This window comes from Marinomonas rhizomae, from assembly GCF_024397855.1.
Classification (GTDB): Bacteria; Pseudomonadota; Gammaproteobacteria; order Pseudomonadales; family Marinomonadaceae; genus Marinomonas; species Marinomonas rhizomae_A.
This window is the reverse complement of sequence record NZ_CP073343.1, coordinates 2,359,456-2,377,386: the sequence shown is the minus strand read 5'-3', so window position 1 is coordinate 2,377,386 and position 17,931 is coordinate 2,359,456. Positions and strand designations below refer to the sequence as shown.

General features: G+C 44.2%; 12 protein-coding genes. 10 read left to right on the top strand and 2 right to left on the bottom strand.

The window, feature by feature from the left end; all coding sequences use genetic code 11:
- The first annotated feature begins 5 nt into the window (after positions 1-5).
- The 6 genes from accD (at position 6) to KDW99_RS11225 (ending at position 6,216) form a co-directional block, all read left to right on the top strand.
- On the top strand, positions 6-875 hold the full coding sequence (accD, locus tag KDW99_RS11250; protein WP_255824877.1) for an acetyl-CoA carboxylase, carboxyltransferase subunit beta: 870 nt from the start codon (positions 6-8) through the stop codon (positions 873-875).
- Positions 876-879: 4 nt separating this feature from the next.
- A complete protein-coding gene (gene folC, locus KDW99_RS11245; RefSeq protein WP_255824876.1) occupies positions 880-2,136 on the top strand; it encodes a bifunctional tetrahydrofolate synthase/dihydrofolate synthase in 1,257 nt (418 codons plus the stop codon).
- 3 nt (positions 2,137-2,139) lie between these two features.
- Complete coding sequence (locus KDW99_RS11240) at positions 2,140-2,745, top strand: SPOR domain-containing protein (RefSeq protein ID WP_255824875.1); 606 nt, start codon at positions 2,140-2,142, stop codon at positions 2,743-2,745.
- Positions 2,746-2,820: 75 nt separating this feature from the next.
- On the top strand, positions 2,821-3,354 hold the full coding sequence (locus tag KDW99_RS11235; protein ID WP_255824874.1) for a CvpA family protein: 534 nt from the start codon (positions 2,821-2,823) through the stop codon (positions 3,352-3,354).
- Positions 3,355-3,434: 80 nt separating this feature from the next.
- Complete coding sequence (purF, locus tag KDW99_RS11230; RefSeq protein ID WP_255824873.1) at positions 3,435-4,943, top strand: amidophosphoribosyltransferase; 1,509 nt, start codon at positions 3,435-3,437, stop codon at positions 4,941-4,943.
- Between the two features lie 97 nt (positions 4,944-5,040).
- Entirely contained in the window at positions 5,041-6,216 is a 1,176-nt protein-coding gene (locus KDW99_RS11225) for an O-succinylhomoserine sulfhydrylase (protein WP_255824872.1), read from the top strand.
- 94 nt (positions 6,217-6,310) lie between these two features.
- Here KDW99_RS11225 and KDW99_RS11220 read toward each other — a convergent pair whose 3' ends face one another.
- Both KDW99_RS11220 and KDW99_RS11215 read right to left on the bottom strand, forming a co-directional pair.
- Positions 6,311-9,499 (bottom strand): efflux RND transporter permease subunit, encoded by a 3,189-nt coding sequence (locus KDW99_RS11220; protein WP_255824871.1) that lies wholly within the window; start codon positions 9,497-9,499, stop codon positions 6,311-6,313.
- Between the two features lie 11 nt (positions 9,500-9,510).
- Positions 9,511-10,605 (bottom strand): efflux RND transporter periplasmic adaptor subunit, encoded by a 1,095-nt coding sequence (locus tag KDW99_RS11215; RefSeq protein ID WP_255824870.1) that lies wholly within the window; start codon positions 10,603-10,605, stop codon positions 9,511-9,513.
- A gap of 260 nt (positions 10,606-10,865) precedes the next feature.
- Here KDW99_RS11215 and KDW99_RS11210 point away from each other — a divergent pair, with 260 nt between their 5' ends.
- From KDW99_RS11210 to KDW99_RS11195, 4 genes are read left to right on the top strand one after another with little or no spacing between them, the layout of a single operon-like run.
- Positions 10,866-12,794 (top strand): ATP-binding cassette domain-containing protein, encoded by a 1,929-nt coding sequence (locus KDW99_RS11210; RefSeq protein ID WP_255824869.1) that lies wholly within the window; start codon positions 10,866-10,868, stop codon positions 12,792-12,794.
- Positions 12,795-12,815: 21 nt separating this feature from the next.
- Positions 12,816-13,424 (top strand): DUF2760 domain-containing protein, encoded by a 609-nt coding sequence (locus KDW99_RS11205; protein ID WP_113915722.1) that lies wholly within the window; start codon positions 12,816-12,818, stop codon positions 13,422-13,424.
- A 3-nt stretch (positions 13,425-13,427) separates the two neighbouring features.
- On the top strand, positions 13,428-15,206 hold the full coding sequence (locus KDW99_RS11200; protein WP_255824865.1) for an Hsp70 family protein: 1,779 nt from the start codon (positions 13,428-13,430) through the stop codon (positions 15,204-15,206).
- 3 nt (positions 15,207-15,209) lie between these two features.
- Positions 15,210-17,927 carry a hsp70 family protein gene (locus tag KDW99_RS11195; RefSeq protein WP_255824864.1) on the top strand — a complete coding sequence of 906 codons (2,718 nt, stop codon included), beginning with the start codon at positions 15,210-15,212 and terminating at the stop codon, positions 17,925-17,927.
- The last annotated feature ends 4 nt before the right edge of the window (positions 17,928-17,931 follow it).

Sequence of the window (17,931 nt, the reverse complement as noted above, 5' to 3'; positions counted from 1 at the left end):
AGTAAATGAGTAGCTGGTTAGATAAATTTGTACCTTCCATTGTGCGCAGTGAATCAAAGCGTGCGACTGCTGGTAGTGTACCTGAAGGTCTTTGGAAAAAATGCCCAAAATGTGAAAACGTTTTGTATCGTCCAGAGTTGGAAAAAAACCTAGATGTATGTCCAAAATGTAATCATCACCTTCGTGTAGGTGCTCGTCGTCGCTTAGATATTTTCTTGGATAAAGAAGGGCGTCATGAGATTGGTGCCCATCTTGAACCTGAAGACAAATTAAAATTCAAAGACTCAAAGCGTTATAAAGACCGTATTGCAGATGCTCAAAAAGCAACTGGTGAGAAAGATGCTTTGGTTGCGATGCAAGGTGTTTTAAATGGCATGCCCGTGGTCGCTGTTGCATTTGAATTTAGTTTCTTGGGCGGTTCCATGGGCGCAATCGTAGGTGAGCGTTTTATTCAAGCCGTTAATGTTTGTTTAGAAAAACGCATTCCGCTTGTATGTTTCTCTGCCAGTGGTGGTGCACGTATGCAAGAAGCGCTTATTTCCTTGATGCAGATGGCAAAAACAAGTGCCGGTTTGGAGCGCTTGAAGCAAGAGGGCATTCCTTATATTTCTGTCATGACTGATCCAGTTTTCGGTGGTGTATCTGCTTCTCTTGCCATGTTAGGTGATTTAAACGTTGCTGAGCCAAACGCTTTGATTGGTTTTGCTGGTCCACGCGTTATTGAGCAAACGGTTCGTGAAAAATTGCCTGAAGGTTTCCAACGTAGTGAGTTTTTATTGGATAAAGGCGCGTTGGATATGATTATCAAACGTGATGAAATGCGTAATCGCTTATTCAATATACTTTCTTTGCTTACTGAAAATAAGGTTGCTTAATTAAATGGCGCAAACGTCATTAGCTAGCTGGCTCTCATATATTGAGGGCCAGCATCCTTCTGAAATAGAGTTAGGTCTTAACAGAGGGAGTGCCGTATTAGCTCGGTTAAACTTATCTAGACCTAAGTGCAAAGTGATCACTGTTGCTGGAACTAATGGTAAAGGGTCAACTTGTGCCATGCTGACGCAGTATCTGAGTTCACAAGGTTATTCTGTTGGAACTTATACTTCCCCTCATTTTCTTGCTTTCAACGAGCGTATAGCATTAAACGATTCTCCTTGTGATGACGATGTTATATGTCGAGCTTTCGAGGCCGTAGAAGCTGCACGTGAAGGAATTAGCTTAACGTATTTCGAATTCAGTACACTTGCCGCTTTATGGGTTTTTGACCAATCTAAGTTAGATTATTGGGTGCTGGAAGTTGGATTAGGTGGGCGTTTAGATTCAGTTAATATGATCGATACAGATGTCGCTGTAGTGAGCTCTATTTCTTTAGATCATTTTGATTGGCTAGGCGATAACATAGATGTTATTGCTCAAGAAAAAACAGGTATTGCAAGAAAAGGTAAGTTACTCATCAGTGGCGTTGTTAACCCTCCTAGTACTATTGCTAGTACCGCTTTAGAAATAGGGGCAAACTTACGTCAGAAAGGGCAAGATTTCAATTTTGAATTGGATCAGAATTCCTGGTCTTGGTCCGGTAATGATGTGTATTTTGAGAACTTACCGGTTCCGTCTCTGCCGCTACAAAACGCCGCCACAGTGATTGCAGTATTGGTTTATATGGGGCTTTCTCCTGCGCATGCAGATTTAGTTGATTTATTTAGTAAAGCTCAACTAATGGGCCGATTCCAAAAAGTTGCCACTTCTCCTGATGTGTATATTGATGTCGCTCATAACCCTGAAGCCGCCATTGAGCTTGCTAACCGCATTAGTACCTTGCCACGTAAGCCTGTCGCCGTTTGCGGTATGTTGAAAGACAAAGATGTTGCAAGTGTGATGGTGCATCTAGCGGACAGTTTTTCTGACTGGTTCTGTAGTGATTTAGCGGGTCCAAGAGGCGCGAAGGCCGATGAACTGATCAGGCATATTGCGCACAGCTCACCAAGTCTTGGTTTAAGTGCTATGGCGTTTAATTCTGTCAGTGATGCGTTAAGTGCGGCCTTAGTCAAGGCTGAAGCCGATCAGCGTTCGGTGATTGTTTTTGGTTCGTTTGTAACTGTGTCAGATTATTTGGCGCTTAATCAATCAAAAGAGTGATTTATGATAGATAGAACAGTTACATATAGACTGATTGGTGCCGGTATTATGGTGTTATCGGCAGCGATTGTATTGCCATTGATTTTAGATGGCGAGCGTCCTGCAGAATTAGATGTTCAGGTTCAAGTCACGACACCTCCCGCGTTTCCTGTTGTCGAAATCGCTCCTGTTCAGTCTGTCGATAGCTTGCCAATTGAAAAGTCAGTTGGTGAAGACAAAGCCGCATCAGATATTCGTTTGATTCCTGTTCCTCAATCTGCGAAAGATGTTTCAGAAATTAGCAAAGCGGAATCAACCGTTTCTGCTAAGTCAGATGCTAAACCTGAACCCAAGCCTGTTGCGAAAGAGCCCGCTGAAAAAACAACGCCTGCTCCAGTAGCTGAGCGTTGGACCCTTCAGATTGCCACGTTTAAAAGTAAAGACAATTCAGTTCGTTTAGTCGATAAGCTTAAAGGTGCTAATTACGATGCATACAGTTTGACGACTAATTCACTTTATAAAGTCTATGTTGGTCCTGAGTTCAAACGAGAGACCTCTGAAAAAATGCGTGACGAGATCAAGAAGAAATTTAGCTTAAACGGCATTGTCGTTAAATATTCAGTGAATTAGCTTGAGGTTTGATGTCTCTGTATTTGGAAAATTACAGGTGTCTGTTAAACTTTGCGGCGATTTTTAGAGGTGTACATGGAGCAAGTAAATTCAATGTCGACCATTGACTGGTTGATCATTGCAGTAGTGGTACTTTCTACTCTTTTGAGTTTGAAGAGAGGCTTTGTAAAAGAAGTCTTATCACTTTTGACTTGGGTTGTTGCTTTTGTCGTATCAGTTAAGTTCTCTGATCAGATGCAAGCGCTGCTAGTTGATCAGGTTCAAAATGATCAGATTCGCTATATCGTTTCTTTTGTATCTCTATTTATAGCTACTTTGGTAGTGGGGGTCTTGGTTAGCTTTTTATTGGGATCACTTATCCAAGTAACGGGTTTGACAAGTACGGATAGAGTGCTGGGCATGCTATTTGGTTTTGCTCGTGGCAGCTTGATTGTTGTGGCTTTTGTTTCTTTATTGAGCTTGAGTCCAGCGATAGAAAAAACAGAGTTTTGGAAAACTTCACAATTGATCCCTCAATTGGGTCAATTGAATGACTGGACGCGTGATATGTTAGGCAAGAGCTCGGATCTTATGGATTCGACTCTCATTGACCGCGCCCTTGGAAATTAGTTGCTTATTTATATAGCAGCCAAATAGATAAAGAACCTTTGCGGCGTTTGTCGCAATTCCCCAACACGAGGATCTAGAACATGTGTGGTATCGTTGGTGTCGTAGGCACGTCTGTGGTTAACCAAGCAATTTTTGATGCGTTAACCCTTCTTCAGCATCGTGGGCAAGATGCTGCGGGTATGGTTACAAGCCATAACGGACGTTTATGCTTACGCAAAGACAATGGTCCGGTGAGTGAGGTCTTTCGCACTCGTCATATGAAAAAACTACACGGTAACATAGGTATAGGTCATGTCCGTTATCCAACGGCAGGTACTTCTAGCTCAGCTGAAGCTCAACCTTTCTATGTTAACTCTCCCTATGGCATTTCACTTGCGCACAATGGCAACCTAACAAATACCGCCAAATTAAAGCGTGAAGTATTTGAATCTGATTTGCGCCACATCAATACCACTTCTGATTCTGAAGTCTTGGTAAACGTATTGGCTCATGAGCTTCATGAAGAAGGAAAACTGGTACCAACACCAGAAGATATCTTTAATGCGCTTGAGCGTGTTTATAAGCGTATTGAAGGTGGTTATGCAGTTGTTACCTTGATAACAGGCTACGGTATTTTGGCTTTTCGTGATCCTGATGGTATTCGTCCATTGATTTATGGTTCACGTCAAACCGATTCTGGTATTGAATACATGGTTGCATCTGAAAGTGTTGCATTGGATGCGGCAGGTTTCAAAATTGAGCGTGATATCCAACCAGGCGAAGCGATCTTTTTTGACTTAAACCACAATGTTCATGTGCGTCAGTGCACACCGAAAAAAGTAGCGCGTCCTTGTTTGTTTGAATACGTCTATTTTGCACGTCCTGATACTGTTATTGACAGTATTTCAGTTTATAAAGCGCGTATTAACATGGGCGATCGTCTTGCTGAGAAAATCCAGCGTGAATGGAAAGATCATGATATCGATGTGGTTATTCCGATTCCAGATACAAGCCGTACCGCTGCGTTACAAATCGCACAGGCATTAAATATACCGTTCCGTGAAGGTTTGGTTAAAAACCGTTATATCGGTCGTACATTTATCATGCCGGGTCAGGCTATTCGTAAGAAGTCTGTGCGTCAAAAGCTTAATCCTGTGCCTTTTGAATTTAAAGATAAAACCGTTTTGCTAGTTGATGACTCTATTGTTCGTGGTACCACGAGTAAAGAAATTATCGAGATGGCGAGAGAAGCCGGTGCGAAGAAAGTCTATATCGCATCAGCCGCCCCAGAAGTTCGTTATCCGAACGTCTACGGTATCGATATGCCAGCGGCGAAAGAACTTATTGCGCATAATCGCAATGTTGATGAAATCTGCGAATTAATTGGAGCGGACAAATTAATATTCCAAGATTTGCAAGATTTGATCGATGCATGTATCGATGAAAAGCATTCTGATGTTCGTGAATTTGATACCTCTGTGTTTGATGCAAAATACATTACGGGCAATATTGATGCTGCCTATTTGGAAGGCATTGAAGGTGCGCGTAATGATTTAAATAAGGCTTCGGTTGAAGACCAAGAAGCTAGCGATATGATGCACCCTATGTAATATTTGCATGATCTCGTGACGGATAAAGCTAAGCCAGGTCACGCCTGGCTTAGTTGTTTTTGGGAAATGATTTTGAAAAGTGGCTTGGAGTGAAGTAATGGCAGATTATAAAGATGCAACGAATGCGATTCGTGCAGGTATTCGTCAAACGCAAGAACAAGAAAACAGCGAAGCCATTTTCATGACCTCGAGCTTTGCTTATGCGAGTGCTGAAGAGGCGGCAGGAAAGTTTTCTGGTGATCAGGACGGTAATGTTTACTCTCGTTTTACTAACCCGACGGTTGAGCTGTTTGAGAAGCGCCTAGCGACGCTTGAAAAGGGTGAGGCAGCGATTGCGACAAGTTCTGGTATGGCGGCGTTAATGACGTTGGCATATAGCTTATTGCAGGCTGGTGATCGTGTGGTGTGTTCACGTAATATTTTTGGTTCAACGGTTAAGTTTTTTAATACCTACACCACCAAGTTTGGTGTCGAAGTTATTTATGTCGATGCGACTGACTATGCCGCATGGGAAGAAGCAATTAACGAAAATACACGGTTTTGTTATTTTGAAACGCCTTCCAATCCGCTTTATGAAGTGGTTGATGTTGCTCGTGTAGCGGCATTGGCGCATGCGAAAGGTGCATTGTTGTGTGTTGATACCGTTTTAGCGACACCAGCGCTGCAGAATCCTTTGACGCAAGGTGCTGATATCGTCATGCAATCAGCCACTAAGTTTATTGATGGCCAGGGTCGTTGTCTGGGCGGTGCTTTAATTGCTAGTCAAGAGATCATCAATGTTTTCACTGCCTTTATGCGCAGTGCTGGTCCATGCATGAGCCCCTTCAATGCTTGGGTGCTATTAAATGGCCTCGAAACCTTGTCATTGCGTATGACTGCTCATTCTGCAAACGCGATGAAGTTGGCGGAATATTTAGAAGCGCACCCTAAAGTACTTAAAGTCAATTATGGCGGATTGCCGAGCCACAAGTACCATGAACTTGCTAAACAGCAACAGAAAGATTTTGGTGGTTTGTTGTCCTTTGAAGTAGAAGGTGGCCGTAAAGCAGCTTGGTCTGTTATTAATGCCACTAAATTGATGTCGATTACAGGAAATTTGGGTGATACCAAAACCTTGGTGACACATCCTGCGACAACCACTCATGGTCGTTTGACGGATGAAGAAAAAGCCAAAGCTGGAATTGCTGAAGGCTTGATTCGTGTGTCCGTTGGTTTAGAAGACATTGATGACATCATTGCCGATGTTAAAGTGGCGCTGGATCAGTTGGCCTAGTATATTTCGTTATAAATATTGGCTTATAAAAAAGCGGACTGAGAGTAATTTCTGAGTCCGCTTTTTTGTTTGCTGAGGCTTTGTGTTTGCCCTGTTAAATTTCGCTGTCTTGGCTTCCTTCCTTCAGGGGCGTATTTTTAGACGGCTGGGGCTCTACCGTTTGTCCTTCCAAGGCTTGCAGTCGCTTTTGTTCTTTTCTACGATAGCCCAGAACTAATAAACAAGGCGTTAAAATAAGCGTTAATGGCGTTGCAAAGGTGAGGCCTCCGGCGATGGCAGTGGATAATTGCGTCCACCATTGGGCCGATGGCGCGCCAATACTGAAGGATTGATGAATTAGGTCGATATTGAGCTGAAACACCATGGGGACAAGCCCAAGAATAGTGGTAATGGTGGTTAACATAACCGGTCTTAATCGTTGAACGCCTGTTCTGATGGCCGCTTCGCGAACCATCATGCCTTGCTTGCGCAAACCGTTGAAAGTATCGATTAGAACGATATTGTTGTTAACAACAATCCCTGCCAAAGCGATAACACCGACACCACTCATTACAATGCCGAACGGTTGCCCTTTGACCATAAGTCCAATGAATACACCCATGGTCGAAAAGATTACCGCGCTCAGGATTAATAAACATTGGAAAAAGTTATTAAACTGAGTCACCAAAATGATCGCCATGATGAAAAACGCAACACCAAATGCCTTGATCAAAAAAGCCATGGATTTTTGCTGGTCTTCAGTGTTGCCCCGAAACTCATAGCTGACGGATTTATCTATACCGGCGGCATCTAGTTTTACTTTGATGGCTTTAATTACTTCATCAACCACTAAGCCGTCTTTCACGTCGGCATCGATTTTAATGGTTTTCTTTCCATCGGTTCTATTTATCACACCTTGCTTAGGTGCGGCATATCGATGAATGAAGTTGCTGGCTGGAATACTGCCTTGATTCGTTGGAATCTGTAGCTGATCCAGTTGATCTAGACTACGTTGATTCACTGGATAGCGTAAAACGATATCAATTTTGTCATCAGCCCCTTCTGGTAAAAAGTCACTTAAAGTTATACCTGTGGTAACCAGTTTGATAACATTACCAAGGCTGTTGACGTCGACGCCGTACCGGCTTGCTTCTTCGCGATTAATATCAATACGCCATTCAATGCCAGCGAGAGACCTGTCATCACTGACCGTAATGATTTCATCTCTTAATAAAAGCTGTTTACTAATTTCATCAGCAGCAAGGTTGAGGGCTTCAGAATAGTTTGAATTAAGCTGTAGCTGAATGTCTGCACCTGATTGGGGGCCGCCTTGTTCTTTTTCTGCGCTGATTTCGATGCCAGGGATTTGTTTCGTTCTTTCCCTTATTTGGTCCAATATGACGCCAGCGGATTCTCGTTTGTACCAATCAGTAAATTCCATGGTAATAGAGCCGATGCTATCAGGTGCAGCATTGTTGCCTGGTGTGGCATATGTTGTTGCAACAACACTTTTTAGTGCTGGTGTACCAATAACTTGCTCTTCTACCTGTCTCACTAATGCGTCTTTTTCTTCTAAAGATAGATCGCCGCGGGCACGTATATCTAGGTTAGCTGATTCAGGTTCGATATTAGGAAAAAATTCAACGCCTTTACCAAACTTGCCATAGCTGGCAAAAATAGTGAAGAGTAACACTATTGTGAACAATAGCACCCAAACTGGGTACTCCACTAAACGAGTCAGCATTCTGCCATAGAAGCCTGTTGGACCAGTAAGTTCGGACAAATCACCTGTTTCTGTGATGCGCAGTGCGCGCATGGTTTTTTCTGTATAGGCACCTTTTTTACCAATGATAGAGCCGATGGTCGGTAATACTATTAGCGCCATGACTAAAGACGAAGCCAGTGTCGCTATGATGGTAATAGGCATGAAGCGCATAAATTCTCCGACTATGTCGGGCCAGAAAAGTAATGGCATGAATACCGCTAATGTGGTCGCTGTAGAGGCTGTGATAGGCCATGCCATACGTTTTGCGGCCTCACTATAGGCTTGTCGCTTGGATGCGCCTTCAGCTAGTTTTCGATCGGCATACTCAGTCACAACAATGGCCCCGTCAACGAGCATGCCAACACTGAGAATTAAGGCAAAAAGCACAACCATGTTGATGGTGTAACCTTGCAAATCGAGTATTAAAATACCAGATAGAAAGGCCCCGGGAATGGCTAGGCCGACTAAAAAAGCACTTCGCACTCCAAGAGCCCATACAATAACGATCATTACTAGCAGGGTGGCCGCGAGAACGTTATTAAATAAGTCGTTTAGAGAGGTCTCGATGTCTGTGGATTTATCACCAGTTAAGTTGTATTCGATGCCATCTGGCCATTGTTCGCTTTCACTCTTAACCGCTGCTTTTACCGCTTCAATGGTGTTAATGATATTGACGCCAACACGCTTAGAGACTGCAAGCGTAATGCTACGTTTGCCTTCGACTCTGGCGTAACTTGTTGGGTCTTCAAAAGTCAGTTCGCCAGTAGCTATGTCTCCTAATAAGACAACTTGATCTCCGTCAACTTTGATTGGAAGGTTAAGAATATCTTCCTTGGTTTTCAGTAGACCGGGAACCTTCAGTGAAAAACGTCCAGCCCCAGTGTCTAAATTCCCAGCGGCCACCAATCTATTGTTGCCAGAAACGAAGTTGGCGACATCTGATAAGGACAAATTATAGGATTCAAGCTGTTCGGGACGAATAATAATCTGAGCTTCTTGGTCACGGTCACCACTGATCTTAGCTTCTAGTACACCATCAATTGCTTCAATAGAATCTTGTAAGTTTTTTGCCGTACGACTCAGTGTCGCGAAACTGACATTACCCGATAAATTGACACGTAATACTGGGAAGGTGGAAAGGTTGATTTCTGTGACAGTCGGTTCATCGGCATCATCAGGTAATTCGCTTTTGGCTCTATCTACCTTATCTTTAGCATCGCTAATGGCTTGGTCAATATCGACGCCAGACTCAAACTCCAGCATGATTGATGCATGGCCTTCTGAGGCTGTAGATTTGAGTTCTTTTAACCCTTCTAAGCCTTTTAATTCTTTTTCCAGAGGGTGAACTAATAAACTGTCTGCGTCTTCAGGCGAGATGCCTTCCAGCGATACTGATACATAGGCCATCGGTATGGTGATATCAGGATCACTTTCCTTGGCAATTTCGATGTAAGAAACCGTACCCATAATAAGTATGAGGACGAAAAACATCATTACAGTACGAGAGCGAGCTAAGGCCGCCTCAATCAATGTTTGCATATTGGGCCTCCTTAGTTTTGGTAATGGGCTTCGACTTTATCGCCCGCAGACACAAAGCCCTGTCCGACGGTGATAATGTTCACGTTGTCGGGGAGGCCGCGAACCCAAACTTGGTCGCGTTCTGATTTAATGATTTCGACAGTTGATACAACAACCGTATTGTCTATACTGATGGTTTTTATGGCTGTTCTGCCTGAGTCATCTAAGGTAAGAAGCGCTGGAGAGAAGGCATGAGCTCTTTGTTCATCTAAAACGAAATCTACAGCAGCCGTTAAACCTGCAGGAATAGCATTATCTGGATTGTCTACTTGCATCTCGACACTGATGGTGCGGCTGGATTCGTTAGCCGTGGTACTGATATAGGAAACAAAACCTTGTGCTTCATAGCCAGATTCGAGACGGATATTACCTTGGGTGCCTAGCTTTATAAACTGGATTTTATTTTGTGGAATATTCACGCTAACTTTAATTGGATTCACAGAAACTAAGGTGCCGATAGCCGCGCCAGCCGCTAATACTTGACCTTCTTGTACGTTCAATGTGTTCAATATGCCAGAAAAGGGCGCTGTTACATTCGCATTTTCTAAATCAATCAATAGGGCTTCTTTGGTCGCTTTTGCCGAGGCTAGATCCGTTTCGGCTTGGGCTAAATTGACTTTCGATGTGAAATTGCCTGCATTTAGTTTTCTGATGCCATCAAGTTCAAGTTGTTTCTGCTTTATTAGTAGCCCAGCTTGTTCTATTTGTGCTTTTAAGGTTCGAGTATCAACTTGCAGGATTGAGCTGCCTTTTTTTATAAAGCGACCTTTTTCGACGGGGAGCTTCGTAATTCGGCCTGGGTATGTGTTTATAAGTTGAAGTGTTTCATCAGCCAAGGTTTTTCCACTTAACGGCAAATGCATTTCAATCGTTTTGGTGATAAGGGTTTTGGCTTGAACTGGGTAAGCTAGCTTACTTTCTGTTGACTGTGAAGAAACAGTATTCTCATTTGGGGTTTTTCCTGTTGGGCTAACCGTAACTCCATTGCCTCCTGCAATCATCCAAGTTACGGTTGCGACGGCAACGACCACTGCTGTTATTGGCCCTACCTTGCTTTTAAGCTCCATTTGACACTCCGTGAAATATAAAAATTATCATTATGTGGGGTTAGTATATGCGTAAATAATAAGGAAGAAAGCGTTTTAGATTAAATCTTGCGCAGACAATAGCAATATTACACCCTCATTTTATGATCAAAGTTGCTAAAAATATTTTTAACCAACAAAAAACTGTTTCTTTTTAATCGCTAGTCTCGTCTATTTGCTGAACCTTCGGTTAGAAGGATGATACTATACCGCCACAAAATTTTTACTTTATATGGATAGATATGAGTCTATTGTCGTTAGAACAGATCAGTGTTGCTTTTGGGCATAATCCACTGCTGTCAAAAATCAGTTTTTCAGCCGAAGCTGGAGAGCGTGTTGCAATTATCGGTCGCAATGGTGCGGGTAAATCGACACTGTTAAAAGTCATTTCAGGCGAACAAGTTGCCGATGAAGGCGTTGTTCGCTTAGAAGGAGGCATGACTATTGGTCAGCTTCCACAAGAATTGCCTGATGCGAATGAAAAAACCGTTCGTGAAGTGGTCAGTGAGGGCGCCGGTGAAGCGCATTCGTTAATGATTCGCTACTTCAAGTTATTAGAAGATTTCGAGAATGATCACGCCAATGAATTAAGTGATATTCAGACTGAATTAGATCGAATTCAAGGCTGGGATTTAGAGCAACGTGTGAATCACATGATTCAGCGTTTGGCCTTGCCTGCTGATAAGCTGATGTCTGAATTGTCTGGTGGTTGGCGTCGTCGCGTTATCTTAGCGCAGGCACTAATTTCTAACCCAGATGTCTTGCTACTAGACGAGCCGACTAACCATTTGGATGTACCAACAATCGAATGGATGGAGCAACAGCTTCAGCAATTCCGCGGTTTGATCTTATTTATTACCCATGATCGTCGTTTCCTAGAGAAATTGGCTAACCGTATCATTGAACTAGATCGCGGTAATCTTATTTCCTTCAGCGGCAACATCACCGCTTTCCTTGCTTTTAAAGAGAAGATGCTCGAAGAAGAAGAGCGTGCAAACGCCTTGTTCGATAAGCGCCTTGCAGAAGAAGAAGTCTGGATCCGCCAAGGTATTAAAGCACGTCGTACCCGTAATGAAGGTCGAGTTCGTGCTTTGAAAGCCTTACGTGAAGAACGTTCTGAACGTATTAATCGCCAAGGCAATGCCAAAATGGCGATTGAGACCAAAGATAAGTCTGGCAAGCTGGTAGCTGAATTCACCCAAGTTGGTCATTCATTTGAAGACAAAGTGATTCTGCAACCAATGGACTTCGTGGTAAACCGTGGAGACAGAATCGGTCTGATTGGGCCAAATGGTTGCGGTAAAAGTACCTTCCTTAAAATTCTATTAGGGGATCTTGAGCCTGAAACCGGATTGGTGCGTCAAGGTACGAAACTTAACGTAGCGTATTTCGATCAGCTGCGTGAGCAACTAGATCCAGAACAAACGGTTGCGGAAAACGTTGGTGAAGGTAAAGACGTTATTGAAATCAACGGTCAGAACAAACATGTTATTGGCTATCTTGGTGATTTCCTTTTCCCGCCTGAGCGCGCCCGTACTCCAGTAAAAGCATTGTCTGGTGGTGAGCGAAATCGTGTATTGCTAGCGAAGTTATTCACTCGCCCAGCCAATCTATTAATCATGGATGAGCCAACCAACGACCTTGATGTGGAAACCTTAGAGCTGCTTGAAGAGCTTCTAATGAGCTACGATGGCACCTTGTTATTGGTAAGCCATGACCGTGCTTTTCTAGATAACGTGGTCACCAGCGTAATTGCTTTTGAAGGTGAAGGCCGAGTGAAAGAATACGTTGGTGGATATCAAGACTGGATTCGTCAAGGTGGTAAATTCCCAACAGAATCTACATCGCAAACTGACGACATACCAACTAAAAAAGAAAAAGCCAAAGCAGACGCAAAAAAAGTCGAAGAGGATAAAAAAACCTCTATGCAGGCGAAACCAAAAGCGAAGCTAAGCTATAAAATGCAGCGCGAATTTGACAATATGCCTGCGACCATCGCGAAGTTGGAAGAAGAGATCGCCGCGTTGCATGTCACCACTAGCGCGCCAGAGTTTTATACCGAGGATGCGGATAAGGTTCAGAAAACTTTAGCAAAACTAGCGCATAAAGAAGAAGAGCTTGAAACAACCATGGAGCGTTGGTTAGAGCTTGAAGAAATGCAAAACGGTTAAATTGCGCAAAACGGGTAGATTATGACGAATAAAATTAAACCAGTTTCATTTATACCGCGCTTTTTTGGCGCTTTTGGTCAGTTCTTTAAATACATGGGGAGCGGCGACTATGCCGCTCGCTGTCAAACGGTTGATCAAGGCGAGCAATTTGCCTTCGAAGTCGAGCCTAAAGTCATAACAGAAGAAGTGGAAGTGATTCGTGAAATCGAAGTCGCTGCACCTGTTTTGGATACAGTCAACGCTGACGGAGCGCACCAGTTACTACAACTGTTACAACAAGAAGCGCGCTTTATCGATTTCATCCAAGAAAGCATTGATGATTACAGCGATGCGGATGTGGGGGCGGCGTCTCGCCAAATTCACGCTGGTTGCTCTAAAGTATTGAAGCAACATTTTACCATCGATGTCGTGTCTCTAGATGCTGTGAATAGCGCCGCGGAAAATAGCCGTGTAGAAGTGCCATCTGGTTACGATTCCAAGCAGATCAAGCTTGAAGGTCGAGTGGAGGGTGATGGCCCATACTCTGGCACGCTGATTCATCCTGGTTGGAAAGTGACGGAAACGCGTCTGCCAAAAGTAACCAATACAGAAAGCCTAAATATTCTAGCGCCAGCTGAAATCGAGGTATAACTCATGAGTCAATATTTCATTGGTATCGACCTAGGTACCACGCATTCGGCTGTCTATTATTCGCCATCTAGCCAAATGGCAACCGAATCAGATCAAGTAGGGCGTATTCAACAATTGGCGATTCCGCAGTTTATCGCGGCAGGTCAAGTGGATGCTCGTCCTTTACTTCCTTCTTTTGTGTATTTTCCTCACCAAGGTGAATTTTTAGAGAGCGATTTACAGCTTCCTTGGGGCAAAGCGGATTTTGTTGTCGGACAGCTGGCGCGTGAGTTGGGTGCGAAATCTTCTGGTCGATTGGTACAGAGTGCTAAAAGCTGGTTGTGCCATTCTCGCGTGAGTGCTGATGAAGCGGTATTACCTGTGGATGCGCTTGAAGAAGTAGAAAAAGTGTCTCCAGCGCAGGTGACAGAAACCTTGTTAGCGCATTTGGTTAGTGCATGGGACCATCAATTCCCTGATGCGCCAATTGCCGAGCAAACTCTTGTTATTACCGTGCCGGCATCATTTGATCCCGCTGCTCGTGTTATTACTGAACAAGCCGCTGAGAAAGTCGGTTTGCGTGCTCGTTTGATTGAGGAGCCGTTAGCGGCATTTTATGCCTGGTTAAGTGATCAGCAAAGCTGGGCTGAAAGCCTAGATGTCAATGAGCATATTTTGGTTGTCGACGTGGGTGGTGGTACAACAGATTTATCGTTAATCCAAGCGGTAGAGCAAGATGGAGTGCTTGGTCTAGAGCGTGTCGCTGTGGGTCGTCATATTCTTCTTGGCGGCGACAATATGGATTTGACGCTGACTTACCATTTGGCTGCTCAGCTAGCGCAAAACGGCACTAATCTTGAGCCTTGGCAAATTAGCGGTTTGACCCAAGCTTGCCGAGAAGCAAAAGAACGTTTGTTAACCAATGCGGATTTAGGCGACGTGAGCGTTGTTGTGCCTAGTCGTGGTCGCAGTCTGTTTAATAACAGCATCAAAGCAACCTTGACGCAGAACGATGTGCAACAGCTTTTGATTGATGGCTTTTTTCCACAAGTTCAATTAGGTGATCAAGCTCAAAAAACAGCACGTAGTGGTTTCAGTGCGATTAACTTGGATTACGAAGGTGATCCAGCGATCACTCGCCACATCAGCGAATTCTTAGCTCAGCATGATGTGAAACCAAGCAAGGTGTTGTTAAACGGTGGTGTGTTCAATGCCAGTGTCATTCGCAATACCCTAGAAACCCGTTTGGCTTCTATGCTGGCCGAGTCGTTGAGTGGCCGCGAATTAACTGTGTTAACGCCGTCTCATTTGGACCATGCGGTTGCTAAAGGCGCGACATATTATGCCCAAGTGCAAGCTGAAGGCGGCGTTAAAGTAAAAAGTGGCCTAGCGGCAAACTACTACATTGGCGTTGCTAGTCCAATGCCAGCGATTCCTGGAATGGCACCTCCTGTGGATGCTATTTGTGTGGCATCATTTGGGTTGGAGGAAGGTTCAGAAGAGCAAATGTTGCCGAACGAGTTTTCTCTTGTGGTTGGCGAAAGTGTGACATTCCGTTTCTTCCAATCGAAAAACAGCAATGTGGAATCGGTAGGTAAGGTCATTGCTTCGTTTTCTGTTCCCCAGCTAAATGAATTGAACCCTTTGTCGGTACGATTAGACGCAGGTCATTATCAAGCTGGCGATATGGTGCGAGTCTATCTGACGGCCCGTGTTACTGAATTGGGGCTGTTGCTGTTACAAGCACACGATACCCAATCAGACCTAAGTTGGACTATTGAGTTTCAAGTCAGGGAGTCTTAATACATGGCGCAGACGGCTTTTCCTTCTACTTATCGCGTAGGCATTGATTTGGGGACAACCAATTGTGTTGTCTCTTATATACCAGTATCAAATGACTCGAATGTAAATGCGCCAGAATTATTGCCCATTCCGCAAGTGATGGCGGATGGTTCTGTGCAAGAGTTTGCGTATTTGCCCAGTGCTATTTATGTATTGGCCTCCGATGAGGTAGGTAAAATCGATCCGGTTTTGCCTTGGCGCCATCATGATAAAGAGCGCATTGTTGGTGTTGGTGCGTTGGCATTAGGCCAGCGTCGAGCCGGACAATTGATACAAAGCGCGAAAAGTTGGTTAAGCCATCGTCAGGTTGATAGACGCTCCGCTATTTTGCCTTGGGCGAGTGAGTTCTCAAAGAAACTCAGTCCTCTTGAAGCGAGTAAAGTTCTTTTATTACACATTAAGCAAAGCTGGAACCATCGCTTTGCGGATGCACCGCTAGAGTCGCAATCCATCGCGTTAACCTTGCCAGCCTCTTTTGATGAAGAGGCGCGAGCTTTGACACTAGAAGCGGCGAAGTTGGCAGGTTTACAGGATTTATATCTGCTTGAAGAGCCGCAGGCGGCCTGTTACCACTACATCAGTGATGACGAAAAGCTCGCTGCGTTAGCGAATAAAAAGATGCTTTTGGTTGTCGACATCGGCGGTGGCACCAGTGATTTTAGTTTGGTGGCGATCAAGTCTGCGCCTTCAAACAGTAGCGTATCTCTGAAGCGTGTTGCCGTAGGTGAGCATTTATTGCTAGGTGGCGATAATCTAGATCAAGCCTTGGCGTTTCAGTTAGATCCAAAACAAATTTCTGCCTTGTCAGCTACGCGCTTAGCGGCTTTGGTTCAACAAACTCGTCAGGCAAAAGAAACCTTGTTAGGTGAAGGCGCACCGGAATCCCTAAGTATTACGGTTCTTGGTGGTGGCAGTCGTTTAATTGGCGGCTCACAAAAATTTGATGTCTATAGAGATGCTTTGTTAGAACAAATTCACAATGGCTTTTTTCCTATGGTGAATAGCGATGACAAGGTGCAAAAGAGCGATTACGCCATGCACACCTTGGGTTTGCCTTACGAATCTGATCCCGCTTTTACACGTCATTTAGCGGCGTTTTTGCAGCAGCATAAAACTGTAATTGAAGCAGCAACAGGCTCGCCTATGCCTGATGCGGTGTTGTTTAATGGTGGTTTATTTAATAGTCCGATATTGAAGTCGCGTTTGTTAGAGCAGCTCAATACTTGGTCTTCTGAGCCAATTTTGGCTTGTAGTGCAGACGAACCCAACGACGCGGTTGCCAAAGGCGCGGCCATGTATTTGAACGCTTTAGCAGGCGAAAGTACACGCATTGAAAGTGGCGTGGCACACAGTTTGTATTTGAAGCTTGGCGAAGATCAATTCGTCGGTATCTTGCCAAAAGACACCTTGAAAGGTGAGATTATCCGCTTGGAACAAGAGTTCTTTGTGACTCTGGGTCAGCAAGTTCAGTTCCCCTTATATCGATCAGATGACCATATTGATTGTGTCGTCGGTAGCGTTTGTGATCAAAATGGATTGCATTACATTTCAACCTTGATGACAGAGCTAGATGGCTCCATCGAATCCCAAGAAACCGCGGTAACACTATCGGTGCAAATGACCGAGGTTGGTGTGTTGCAAGTGGTGTTAAACGCCAATAATCAGAAAGACCAGTGGCGTTTGGATTTCTCTACCCATGTGGGTTCCTCACAAGAGACTGAGCAAGCTGATGAAAGTGGTTTGTTGCATGCCAATATGGGGCAAGCTGAAGAGCATTTAGCTAAGTGTTTTTCCAGTGCGGGTCAAAAACAAAATCCAGACTTAGTGAAATCTCTTAAACAGGATTTGGACCAGTTGTTAGGCAATCGAGATGATTGGAATCTTGCCACCTCACGACGTTTGGTGGATAAACTGTTAAGTGTAAAATCGGGTCGGACCAAAAGCGCCCAGCATGAGCGACAATGGTTGCAGCTCATGGGCTATTGTTTACGCCCAGGTTTTGGTGCCGCGGATGATTTGGCACGGGTTCAACAAGTCGTTAATACTACTAAAGCTGGCGCTCAGTTTGATACGGCACCCGTATGGGGGCAATATTGGACCTTATATCGTCGTATTGCTGGTGGCTTATCGGTGGAACAACAAACGCATTTGTTTAAACAGTTTAGCCAATACTATTCCCCAACAGGGCAGCGTTCTCGTGACAAGATGAAAGCACTGACGACTAAATCCAGCGATGATTTAATTCGTTTGGTCGGCGCGTTAGAGGGTTTGTCGAATGAAGATAAAGTCACCACGATTGATTGGTTGCTGAAGCGTTTACAAAAGACTTCTGAGCCAGATACCGCTTGGTGGACGATAGGGCGCATTGCTTCTCGTCATCTTTTATCTGGCAAGCAAGAGCAAAGAATTGCAGAGGATAAACTCTTTCCGATACTAGAAACGGTTCTCAAGGAAGATTGGAAGAAACGCAAGCAAGCAGGGTTGGCCGCTGTTTTAATGAGCCAAGTCAGCCTTGGTGAATCTGACAAGATGAGCGCTATGCGCAAAAAAGTCGCTAATAAACTCAAAAAAGATAAATGCCCCGCCCAATGGTTAGAACGTTTGGAAAGCCAAATCGAGATTAACAGCGATGAACTAAACGCCTTGGTCGGTGAGAGCTTACCGCTGGGTTTACGTTTGTGATTTG

Excerpts from the sequence above, each read along its gene's own strand:
- accD (WP_255824877.1), top strand. The coding sequence starts at position 6 with ATGAGTAGCTGGTTAGATAAATTTGTACCTTCCATTGTGCGCAGTGAA.
- folC (WP_255824876.1), top strand. The coding sequence starts at position 880 with ATGGCGCAAACGTCATTAGCTAGCTGGCTCTCATATATTGAGGGCCAG.
- KDW99_RS11240 (WP_255824875.1), top strand. The coding sequence starts at position 2,140 with ATGATAGATAGAACAGTTACATATAGACTGATTGGTGCCGGTATTATG.
- KDW99_RS11235 (WP_255824874.1), top strand. The coding sequence starts at position 2,821 with ATGGAGCAAGTAAATTCAATGTCGACCATTGACTGGTTGATCATTGCA.
- purF (WP_255824873.1), top strand. The coding sequence starts at position 3,435 with ATGTGTGGTATCGTTGGTGTCGTAGGCACGTCTGTGGTTAACCAAGCA.
- KDW99_RS11225 (WP_255824872.1), top strand. The coding sequence starts at position 5,041 with ATGGCAGATTATAAAGATGCAACGAATGCGATTCGTGCAGGTATTCGT.
- KDW99_RS11220 (WP_255824871.1), bottom strand. The coding sequence starts at position 9,499 with ATGCAAACATTGATTGAGGCGGCCTTAGCTCGCTCTCGTACTGTAATG.
- KDW99_RS11215 (WP_255824870.1), bottom strand. The coding sequence starts at position 10,605 with ATGGAGCTTAAAAGCAAGGTAGGGCCAATAACAGCAGTGGTCGTTGCC.
- KDW99_RS11210 (WP_255824869.1), top strand. The coding sequence starts at position 10,866 with ATGAGTCTATTGTCGTTAGAACAGATCAGTGTTGCTTTTGGGCATAAT.
- KDW99_RS11205 (WP_113915722.1), top strand. The coding sequence starts at position 12,816 with ATGACGAATAAAATTAAACCAGTTTCATTTATACCGCGCTTTTTTGGC.
- KDW99_RS11200 (WP_255824865.1), top strand. The coding sequence starts at position 13,428 with ATGAGTCAATATTTCATTGGTATCGACCTAGGTACCACGCATTCGGCT.
- KDW99_RS11195 (WP_255824864.1), top strand. The coding sequence starts at position 15,210 with ATGGCGCAGACGGCTTTTCCTTCTACTTATCGCGTAGGCATTGATTTG.